The organism is Streptomyces misionensis (assembly GCF_007896895.1).
Classification (GTDB): domain Bacteria; phylum Actinomycetota; class Actinomycetes; order Streptomycetales; family Streptomycetaceae; genus Streptomyces; species Streptomyces misionensis_A.
This window is the reverse complement of record NZ_VOGW01000061.1, coordinates 13,649-23,208: the sequence shown is the minus strand read 5'-3', so window position 1 is coordinate 23,208 and position 9,560 is coordinate 13,649. Positions and strand designations below refer to the sequence as shown.

7 protein-coding genes, 1 tRNA gene and 3 pseudogenes are annotated in these 9,560 nt (G+C 68.8%); 3 read left to right on the top strand and 8 right to left on the bottom strand.

Translation table 11 applies throughout. The annotated features are described in order from the left end of the window. Both FRZ03_RS40225 and FRZ03_RS11130 read left to right on the top strand, forming a co-directional pair. A pseudogene (locus tag FRZ03_RS40225) lies at positions 1 to 153 on the top strand (Pr6Pr family membrane protein); the annotation flags it as partial. 67 nt (positions 154 to 220) lie between these two features. Then, positions 221 to 294: transfer RNA gene (locus FRZ03_RS11130), tRNA-Pro, on the top strand. 686 nt (positions 295 to 980) lie between these two features. Here the strand turns inward: FRZ03_RS11130 and FRZ03_RS11125 are convergent. From FRZ03_RS11125 to FRZ03_RS11115, 4 genes and pseudogenes are all read right to left on the bottom strand, one after another. After that, positions 981 to 1,424: a hypothetical protein gene (locus FRZ03_RS11125; protein ID WP_146464983.1), complete on the bottom strand. Its 444-nt coding sequence runs from the start codon at positions 1,422 to 1,424 to the stop codon at positions 981 to 983. A 13-nt stretch (positions 1,425 to 1,437) separates the two neighbouring features. Next, a complete protein-coding gene (locus tag FRZ03_RS41420; protein ID WP_186785361.1) occupies positions 1,438 to 1,764 on the bottom strand; it encodes a polymorphic toxin type 24 domain-containing protein in 327 nt (108 codons plus the stop codon). Beyond that, positions 1,747 to 5,708 (bottom strand): annotated as a pseudogene (locus tag FRZ03_RS41415) (DUF6531 domain-containing protein); the annotation flags it as partial. The gene FRZ03_RS41420 and the pseudogene FRZ03_RS41415, both read right to left, overlap by 18 nt. Further along, a complete protein-coding gene (locus tag FRZ03_RS11115) occupies positions 5,689 to 6,054 on the bottom strand; it encodes a hypothetical protein (RefSeq protein ID WP_146464982.1) in 366 nt (121 codons plus the stop codon). The gene FRZ03_RS11115 and the pseudogene FRZ03_RS41415, both read right to left, overlap by 20 nt. A gap of 586 nt (positions 6,055 to 6,640) precedes the next feature. On the opposite strand from FRZ03_RS11115, the pseudogene FRZ03_RS40975 reads away from it, so the two are divergent. Then, positions 6,641 to 6,926 (top strand): annotated as a pseudogene (locus FRZ03_RS40975) (hypothetical protein); the annotation flags it as partial. Between the two features lie 83 nt (positions 6,927 to 7,009). On the opposite strand, the gene FRZ03_RS11105 reads toward FRZ03_RS40975, so the two are convergent. The 4 genes from FRZ03_RS11105 to FRZ03_RS11090 all read right to left on the bottom strand — a co-directional run bounded on the left by FRZ03_RS11105 (position 7,010) and on the right by FRZ03_RS11090 (position 9,392). Then, positions 7,010 to 7,468, bottom strand: a complete 459-nt coding sequence (locus tag FRZ03_RS11105) for a hypothetical protein (protein ID WP_146464981.1) — start codon at positions 7,466 to 7,468, stop codon at positions 7,010 to 7,012. Beyond that, entirely contained in the window at positions 7,465 to 7,857 is a 393-nt protein-coding gene (locus tag FRZ03_RS11100) for a hypothetical protein (protein WP_146464980.1), read from the bottom strand. The genes FRZ03_RS11105 and FRZ03_RS11100 overlap by 4 nt, the downstream gene beginning before the upstream one ends. A gap of 253 nt (positions 7,858 to 8,110) precedes the next feature. Further along, positions 8,111 to 8,824 carry a hypothetical protein gene (locus FRZ03_RS11095; RefSeq protein ID WP_146464979.1) on the bottom strand — a complete coding sequence of 238 codons (714 nt, stop codon included), beginning with the start codon at positions 8,822 to 8,824 and terminating at the stop codon, positions 8,111 to 8,113. Between the two features lie 58 nt (positions 8,825 to 8,882). Beyond that, positions 8,883 to 9,392 (bottom strand): SigE family RNA polymerase sigma factor, encoded by a 510-nt coding sequence (locus FRZ03_RS11090; RefSeq protein WP_146464978.1) that lies wholly within the window; start codon positions 9,390 to 9,392, stop codon positions 8,883 to 8,885. Positions 9,393 to 9,560: the final 168 nt, after the last annotated feature.

Genomic DNA, 9,560 nt, shown 5'->3' with positions numbered 1-9,560 from the left:
GCCTACCTCTACCCCTTCCTGGACCCGGCCGCCCACGGCTACCGCGCCACCCTGGCCAACGCCCTCCTCCTGGGCCTGGCGATCTACGCCCTGGCGGTCCTCCTGATCGCCTTGGACCACACCCGCCCGACCCCGGCCCGACGCCACCTCTGAATCGGATTTCGTCTCTGGGCCCCCAGTGGGCTAAAGTAAACGACGTCGCCGCGAGAAGCAGCGACACCGGGGTGTAGCGCAGCTTGGCAGCGCGCTTCGTTCGGGACGAAGAGGTCGTGGGTTCAAATCCCGCCACCCCGACGCCGTAGTACCAGGTCAGGGGCCTGATCCGTGAGAGCGGGTCGGGCCCCTGAGTGGTTCCGGGGGTCGTTTGAGAGAAATTGGGAGAAGATCCTGATCGGCCACTTCAGGGTGGCCGCAGCCAAGCCAACCTGGCCGCCACGCGGCCACATCCCGACCACATGCACCTTCGCAAATTGAGGGCACCAGACGGCTCGAAGGGCTAACCGGCCGGCCGCAGACCGCCCCTCTGACTCCCTGGTAGCGGCCTGACGAGCAGCAGACGCCAGCCGATCAGCCAAGGCATCGAGGAGACACCAAGCACCGCGCAACCCGGTCAGTGGACTATCTCGTGCGCACCACCGTCTGCAGGTACTGGTTTCAGTGCCTGCCCCACCTGTTTCTGCGGCGATTCATGAACGGTTCCCCTGCGGTGTACCTGCCGTCAGGTCGGGTGATCGCGATCGCGGGTAGCGCAGCGGGTGCAACCACGAACCGCGTGGGCACGAACTCCAACCCCATGTAGGGGGCGGGGTTGCCCGTGGGCATCAGAGCTTGCCCCTGTGGGGCGGGGCAGCACGTCGGGTTGCACGGACTGGCTTGTGTCCTCCGACACCTCATGGGCGTCCGCGCAGCGGACGGTGTTCGACGCGTCGGCAGGGCGGTCTCATGGACACAGCGGCCGTCTCCGCGGTGCTCCCGCTGTGTCAGCGGACCGTCGTGAAGCTCACGACCGGGCCGTCCTCCGTCTCGGTGGCGGTGACGTGGAACGAGCGGTCCGGGAAGGCGTCGTGCAGGCAGCTGTGCCAGGAGCGGGCGATCTCCTCGGCCAGGGCATGGGCCGCGGCCTCGGAGTCGGGATCCTCCGGGATGTCGATGTAGAGCGCCAAGCGGAACCGGTTCAGCATGGCCTCGATCGAGGTGGCGTCCCCCCGTAGCCGCTCGTGCCAGGTGCGGAAGTTGTCAGGCTCGTAGACGCGGTCCCACAGGACGCATCCTTCCACTTCCACGAAGCGAGGCATGAACGCGCGGGAGAACGCGGCCCACTCACCCAGTCCCGCCTGCTGCGACAGGTAATCGAGGTAATCGGCGTCGTCGCCGACCGCCTGCGTCCACTCCCGCACATCCCTAACTTTCAGGGGGTCCATCATCCGTCCTTCGCACTCACTGGGGGAGCTCGTCGGGGCGAGCAGGCCTGGGCATCTTCTTCCACGTGAGGAACGTCTGACCGGTCTTCGGGTTCACGTTCCTGGTGGTCTCCAGCACGTGGGGTGCCGGCACCCCGCCGTGAGGCTTGGAGTCCGGGTCGACGTCGACGCGCTTGATGGGCAGTCCCTGATCGTCGTACACAGCGTAGGCCGTCACGCTCCCGTCATGCTTTCGGCGCACCAGGACCTCGTTGGGCTTCGCGGAATTGGGGAAGCGGCCGCTGTGCGGGGTGGCGCTGGACAGGTCGATTCCGCACTTGGGGGCCAGGCCCAGCGGGTCCATCCAGCCGAGGGCGTTGACCACGTAGGCGTGGGGATTGCTGGAGGGTGCCAGTCCCAGCGGGTCCGGGCTGATGTACCGGGCTGTCTCCGGGTCGTAGTAACGATGGAGGTTGTAGTGCAGCCCGGTCTCGTCGTCGGCGTACTGGCCCGGGAAGCGCAGCGGGCAATCGACCGAGCCCGTGTCCGGCTCCGGGGGCGGGAAACCGGCGCCCCACAGAGTGGTGCGATGCTGCCAGACGAGATCGCCCGCGCCGGAGACCAGTTCCATGGGGGTGCCGAGGAAGTCCGTCACCACGGCATACAACCGGGGCGCGGGTCCGCAATCCGACTCCTCGGCCAGTCGGGCCAGGAACGAGGTGTTGCCCGATGTGTCGTGCGGCAGGTGATCGGTTTGGGCCACCGGGCGATGGGTGCCCGGCGCGTAGTCCCAGGTGGTGACTCGTCCGTTCGGAACGGTCTGCTCGGCCAAGGCCGAGTCGTCCCAGGAGAATTCCGTGCGGTCGGCTTCCGTGCCGTCCTTCGACACGCGGTGCTTGGAGATGCGGCGGCCGAGCGGGTCGTAGGCGTAGTGCCAGCAGTCACCGTCCGGTTCCACAACCTGCGTCAGCCGGTCCTCGGCGTTCCACACGTAGGTCCATGTGCGGCTTTGGCCGTTCAGCAGCCTGCGGGTCCTGCGGATCAAACGGCCGTGCCCGTCGTAGGCGTACGAGGTTCGGCCGGCCGAGCGGACCAGTGTGCCGTCGAACTCGCGGTCGCCCGAGGTGACGTGGCCAGGGGCGGTGGCGCGTATGACGTTTCCGGCCGCATCGTAGGCGTAGTCCTCGCTCCAGCCGTGCGCTCGGACGCCGGTGACCCGGCCGCTGGTGTCGAGGTCGAAGCGGCGCGTGCCCGAGGTCAGCTCGCGGATCTCGGTGATGTAGCCGTCGGCTCGGTGGGCGTAGGTGCGGTGCTGCAGGAGGCGGTGGGCGGTGGCATCCACTCCCGTTGACAGGGTCTGCGCGAGCAGCCTTCCCGTCCCACTCCAGGCCTGCGTCAGTGTGACCTCGGCACCGATGTGGCGCGCCGTCTCACGGCCCGCCGCGTCGTGGACGAAGTCCAGCGTGCCGCCGGGTGATCGCAGGGCGAGCGGACGCCCTGCCGCGTCGTACGTCCAGGCCGAGGTCAGTCCCGAGGGGGTTGTCCGCCGGGTTCGGCGTCCCAGGACGTCATAGCCGTGCGTGGTCGTACGCCCGTTCACCGTCTCGGACACCACGCGGCCGAGGGCGTCCCGTGCCAGGACGACCACGGCGTCGCCGTTGGCGGCTTGCGCCAAGCCGCCGTCGGGACCGTAGGAGAACGTTGTGACGTCCTCCTCGCCGGCCCGCTGCTCCACCACCCGGCCCACCGCGTCCCGTGTGAAGCGCACTGTGTCGCCGGCGCCGTTGGTACGGGAGACCAGCCGTCCAGCCGCGTCGTGCGTGTACGTCAGCGCATGGCCGTTGAAGTCCGTCTCGGCGACCAGACGTCCGGCCTCGTCGTAGGTGTACGTCCAGGTGCGGCCCTGGGGGTTGGTGACCGCGGTCAGCCGGAGTTCACTGTCGTAGGAGAACTTGTAGCGGCTGCCGTCGGGGTCGGTCTGGGTGGCGGGTACGTCGAAGTGGGTTGCCGTGTGATGCGTCGTGTTGCCCGCCGCGTCGGTGTGCGCGAGGAGGTTGCCCTCGGCATCCCACGTCCACGACTCGCGGTCGCCGTCCGGCTGTTCGCGCCAGGACGGCTTGCCCTCGGTCGTCCAGCCCATACGGACACTGTTGCCGAGGGGGTCGGTCACCTTGGTGACGCGACCGAAGGTGTCGCGGCGAACCGTCGTCGTGTGGCCGAGTGAGTCCGTGAGGGAGACGGGCAGGCCTGCCGCGTCGTAGGTCACCGTCCGGGTGTGGCCGAGGGCGTCGGTGATCGCCGTCGGCCGGCCGGCGACGTCGTACGTGTACCGGGTCTCGGCGCCGAGCGGGTCCACCGTGGTCAGCAGGTTGCCCCGCTCGTCGTAGCCGTGCCGCCAGACCGCGCCGCCCGGCTCGATCACCTCGGTCGGCAGTCCGATCGCGTTGTAGGCGGCCCGTGCCGAGGAACCGTCGGGCAGGGTGAGCTCGGTGATGTTGCCGACGTCGTCGTAGGTGTACCGGGTTGTGTGGCCGAGCGGATCGGTCACCTCGACGGGATGGGCACCGTACTCGTCCCACTCCGTGCGAGTGACGTGCCCGAGTGGATCGGTCTCCTCCACCAGCAGCCCGTCGGCGTTGTGCCGGTGGACCGAGACACGGCCCTGCGAGTCCGTGTACGTGGTCGTGCGGGCGGTGTCGTCGTACGTCAGGGTGCCGGAGAGGATGCCGTCGATGCCCTCGGTGCGGATCACCCGGCCTCGGTCGTCGTAGACGTACGAGAACCAGGTTCCGTTGCGGTCGGTCCAGCGGGTGACGCGGCCCTCGGTGTCGTAGGTGAAGCGCAGGGTTCGCCGCTGGAGTTGATGACCTCGGTGAGGTTGCCTGCGGTGTCGTAGCCGTAGCGCATGACGACCGTGCCCTCGTCGGGCGTGGGGGCCGGGTGGTAGCGGGAGGGGGGTTCGTCCAGCAGGCGCAGGGCGGTGATGCGGGGGCCCTGGGTGTCGACGGCGACGTAGTAGCCGCCGGAGTGGCGGATGCCGAAGGGGATGCCGTCGTCGTCGCGTTCGACGTCGATGCGGTTGCCGTTGCGGTCGGACCAGGAGTCCAGGGCCAGGTGGAAGACGCCGAAGGAGGGTGAGGGGACGGGGGCGGCGAAGGTGCGGGTCACACCGGTCGACGGGTCGGTGACGGTCATCGCGCCGTCCGGTTTGCCGTCCCACTCCAGGGGCCAGCGGGCGCCCTTGGCCGGCATCGTGGGCACGCCCGGTTCCGGTACCGGGTAGACCAGGCGCATGCCGTCGGCCGCGGCGAAGACGACTCCCTCGCCGTCGATCTGGAGGCACTCGTCCAGGGTGGAGATCCAGGTCGGGCCGAAGCAGACGCCGCCCCGGTAGGAGGAGAGGTGGGTGCGGGTGAACTCCAGTGGCAGACTGCCCGGCAGGGTGAGATCGGTCTGGGTCATCAGCATGGCGCCGGTCGCCACGTCGATCGGCTCGCCCACGCACGGTGTGCGTTCGGCGTTGCGGGCGGCCGGGCCCAGATCGACCAGGTCGGGGCGGAGGGAAGGCGGGCGCAGCAGCAGCGGGGTGGTGTCGGTGAGCCCGCCCTCCATGCTCGCTTTCAGCAGGCCGCCGCCCGCTCCGAGAGCGCCGCCGAAGATCATGCCGTCCTTGGCGGCCCGGTTGACCTCGTCCAGGCTGAAGCCGTGCTGCAGCCCCGTCGCCATCTGCAGCGGCTGGGCCACCGCGAGGTCGACCGCGACCGATTCGACCCCGCCGAACGCGGCGGCGGCGAGGGTACCCGCGGCGATCTCTGCCACCGTCGTGCTGACGGCGATGCCCATCGTGGCGCCGAACTCGATGACCGCGTCGGCCGCCGCGACGGCAGCCCCCGAAGCGAGGCCCGCGGTGAAGAAGGCAAGCGCCACCCCGCCCGCGATCACGGCCGCGTCGATGCCGATGCGTGTCCAGAGCTTGTTGATCGCGTCGTCGATGGCGTCGGCGAACTTGTCCAGCGCCTTGGCCATCTCCCGCGAGGATTTCGCGAGATCGCTCAGCCAGCCGCCGTCCTTGCCCGTGGCGTAGCGGCCCCAGAACTTCTCGAACGCCTCGATCGACTCACCCGTGTTGTTGTGAATGATCCCGGACGCGCTGCGGTGCACCGGGGAACGGACGTCGTCCACGGCATTCGCGAAGGTGCGCCAGGCCTTCGCCGCGTCCCGCAGCTTGCCGGAGTCAGCTTCCGGCCACCACAGGCCTAGCTTGAGAAGAATGTGGCGGGCCTTGTCCTCAACGCTCACCGGCACCATCGCTCTGCTGGGGGGACTTCACTTCCGTGAACATGCCGGCGATGAGCTCGTCGTTGTCCACGTGCCCGTCCGACAGATCCACCATGGCCTCGTGGATGCTCGTCAGACCGAGCACCAGGATGCCCGCCGCGCCCTCGATCTTCTTCTGCTGCGGCTTGTAGACATTGCCGAACTTGTCACCCTGCTCGTCGTGTCCCCAGGGCTCGCCGAGGCCGTCCAACGTCTGGATCAGTGTGGTCAGCGCCTTGCTCAGGTCGATGGCCCCTTGGTGGAAGGCTGGTGCCGCCGCCTTGATGTCGGCGGTCTTGATGTCCAGGACCTTGCCGGGAACCTTGCCGTCGCCCATCGCTGTCGCCTCCCCCGGTTCGCAGACGCGGCTCCGACCATAGGGCAGACGGGTAAAGGAAGTGTCATGTCGACCTTGCGTGCTTCACTGCCCGTCGAGTGTTCGTCTCAAAGTCCTCCTGCTGGTTGGCCGTGATGCGTTCCCGGGAGCGTTTGGTGATCACCTCGCCAGCCGGGGAGATGACCAAGGTGGCCGCGGTGATCCGGCCCTGTGCCTCCGAGGCGGCGCGTAGGCGCGCCTTCGGACGCACCCATGGGAGCCATCTGGGAGCGGCCAGCTCCCTGAGCCCCTTCCAGGCCCCGCGACACCAACAGAGACCACCCACCTGAGCTGCGACGACGCCATCGAGGCTGGCAGGGTCGCCAACCAAACCTCATTCGGGACGAAGAGGTCGTGGGTTCAAATCCCGCCACCCCGACAGCCGCGATAGCAGGTGAGGACCTACGGATGTCCGTAGGTCCTCACCTGTTTCTGCCTGCGCGTCTTCGAGTGGTCTCGCTCCGTGAGGTGCTGGAGGCACCTCGGCATAACCGCCGGTCTCTTGTGCTGGAGGAAACCCTCACACTCCGCTGCTGCGGTCGCGCGCATGACGCTTTCTGTCTCCGCGGACCAGGCTGTCGACCTGCGCGGCCGCCGGTTGACGAGGTACTGCGCGGTCTCTGCAGGTGCGTTTCCTCCCGGACACGGTGATGCGCAAGCGTCGGTCCGTGGGAGCACGGACCGACCGCGAGACCTGGGCCCGCATCGAGCGACGCCTGCTCGACGAGATCACCGATCAAGAATGGAACGGCGCGGAGTGCGCCGCCCGCTTGGACGGCGTCGCCCAGTCGGCATGGCGAGGATGCCTGGTCTGGCGGCACCCGGGCACACCACGGGGATTACGGGAACGCGCGCGCGTGAGGTGCGACGCGGCCGGCCAAGGACCTCTGAGCGGGCGACGATCCCGTTCACCCCCTCAGTTCGCCTCCCCCCACACGGCGTGCAGGTCCTCGCAGCGAATGGTGATCGACGCGTCGGTGAGCGCGATCTCGTGCACGCAGCCGCCGTCCTCGTCGGGGAGGATCTCGTCGAGGAGCACGGCGTCGACCAACATCCAGTCGATGGCATGCGCATAATCAATGGAGAAGTGCGTCACTCCCGAGTAGCTGATGCGCAGGCCCCTGTCGTGCTTGAACCTGTTGGGCGCGAACTCCAGGTCCAGCCGTCCGCTCTTGTCGGTCGCCGGACGGATAGCGGCCAGTTCCAGGTCCTTGACGCACCGGTCGGCGCTGGAAATGTCGTAGTGCCCCGGGTCGGAGGCGAACGCCCAGGCGCCCGGCGGGAGTACACCGCGCAGGCGAGGAAGCTCGGCCACGTAGGCGGACGGGTCCAGGAAGAATCCCGAGCCGTTCCAGTGGGTCTCGACGAATCTCAAGTCGCGGTCCTCTCCGTCTCACCGCACCGTACGGTGACGAGGCCGGGATCCGGGAGTTCCGTCGGAGCGGTGTCGCCGTACCACGAGAACTCCAGGGCCGAGAGCCTGCCACCGCTCACCCAAACCAGCAGTTCGCCGAACCGTTCGCCGGAGTCGTCCGTGACCGTGCCGGTGGCCGGCATGATGCCGTCCTCGATTGCCGCTGCCGGAACACCGGATGGCACGTCCAGATCGATGCTCGGGGACTCGCTCCCCCAGGGACGGGTGACACGGGTCTGCGCCAACTGGTTCCTCAGCTCCTGCGCGCCCGGGAACTCCGCCGACAGGAGCTTGACGAGGACGCGCTGTTCGAGGGGGCAGAGCGGTCTGGTGGCAGGGCGGTCCGTCATGGTGTCTTTCCTGGGAACTTGCCTTGGGTGGATTCCGGAAGGTCGTCGCTCTCGCCGAGACTTTGACGATGCGCCGGAACGCTTCGGAGTGTCCTCCCGAGTTCTTCATTATCTCCTCGAAGCCGTGCTCCGGAGGATCGATGACGTGTTCGAGCTTCCGCGGCGGATTGTTCAACTCGAAGGCGTTGTCGAGCGCCTCCTGAGAGCACCACCGGAAGGGGCGTGTCTGCCCGCCGCATGGCCGCCGCGGTCGTTACCGCCACCGCGAGCTGATGGCGATCGACCGTAGTTGGGCCGGTGACAGGATCGGTGTGGTGCGGGTCGAGGGGGTGTTCTGGTCTGGGGCCTGCCACTCCATGAGGGTGATGTGGAGGCCGTCGGGGTGCAGGACGTTCACCGTCTGGTGGCCGGGGCCCGGGCCGGGTGGGGACTGGGTGGTCCTGATCAGGGTGCCGTCGGCCGAGGGTGTCGTGCCGGCGAAGACGTGGCTGCGGATGGCGGCGGTGGAGGTCGGCCGGGAGACGTGGATCTCGAGCAGCGACTTGCCGTGTCCGTCGTCCACCCACAGTTGCCCGGACCGCTCGCCGCCGGGCGGACTGGAGTGGGAGAGGCCGGTCGGCAGCAACCCGGTCAGGGTGGCGAGGGCGCGATCGGGGGGCAGCGTGCCGATGAAGGTCGGTTTCGGGGTGGTGGAGGCCGTGGCCGAGCCGGTGGGGGACGATGCCGCGGGGTCGGTGAGGGTCTGGTCCGCCGGTCGCCCGCCGGGCAGTTGGCCGGAAGCGATCGTCGCGCCGAACCCGACGAGCGCGAGTACGGCTGCTCCGCTCGCGCCGAGGGCCAGGGCGCGGCGGCGGCGCCTGCGTCGGCCGCTGCGGACACCGCCCCGCAGGAGCGAGTGGGTGTTGGGCGGTTCGAAAGTCTGGAGGGTGGTGCGGAGGGCTTCGGTGAAGTCTTCTTCTATGGGCATGGGGTTGCCGCGTTTCGCGAGTCGGTGATGAGGGCGGGGTGGTGCCACGGCACCGGGGTCAGGGACTGACGAGCTCGGACAGGTCGTGGCCGAGGAGGTCCCGGATGCGGGCGAGCGCGCGCATGCTCTGGTTGCGTACCGCGCCCGGACGGACGCGCAGGATCTCGGCGGTCTGCTCGACGCTGCGGTCCTCCCAGTAGCGCAGGAGGAGCACGGCCCGGTCCCGGGCGGAGAGCCGGCCGAGGGCGTCGAGCAGCGTGATCCGCAGTGTGGCGTCGTGCTCGGTGACGGCACCGGAGTCCGGCAGGGTGTCGGTGGGCTGCTCGGAACTGCTGCGCCGGCGGCGGTGGGACAGGTACGTCCGCACGAGGACGGTGGGTGTGTAGGCCGCTGGGTCGTCTATCTGCGCGATCTTGCGCCAGTTGGCGTACATCCGGCCCAGCGTGTCCTGCACCAGGTCCTCCGCGAGGTGCACATCACCGCTGGTGAGCACGCACGCGGAACGGAACAGAGGTGCGGACCGCGCCGCCGCGAACGCCATGAATTCCTCTTCGTACCGGCGTTTCATCCGAGATCCCGCTCGTCGTCCACACTCTGAAGACGCCGCGAGCAGAGGGTTGCGTCCCATCCGGAGACGGAGAAAGCCGGCCGTCTACGCTCCGTTCCCTCCCCCGCCCACGAACTCACCAAGCCCTTCCGCCTGCTGGTCGCCCTCTTCACCATCGCGGACACGCGC

Coding starts and splice junctions, on each gene's coding strand:
- FRZ03_RS11125 (WP_146464983.1), bottom strand. CDS start 1,424: ATGATGGACCCCCTGAAAGTTAGGGATGTGCGGGAGTGGACGCAGGCG.
- FRZ03_RS41420 (WP_186785361.1), bottom strand. CDS start 1,764: ATGGACCCGCTGGGCCTGGCCCCCAAGTGCGGAATCGACCTGTCCAGC.
- FRZ03_RS11115 (WP_146464982.1), bottom strand. CDS start 6,054: ATGGGCGACGGCAAGGTTCCCGGCAAGGTCCTGGACATCAAGACCGCC.
- FRZ03_RS11100 (WP_146464980.1), bottom strand. CDS start 7,857: ATGACGGACCGCCCTGCCACCAGACCGCTCTGCCCCCTCGAACAGCGC.
- FRZ03_RS11095 (WP_146464979.1), bottom strand. CDS start 8,824: ATGCCCATAGAAGAAGACTTCACCGAAGCCCTCCGCACCACCCTCCAG.
- FRZ03_RS11090 (WP_146464978.1), bottom strand. CDS start 9,392: ATGAAACGCCGGTACGAAGAGGAATTCATGGCGTTCGCGGCGGCGCGG.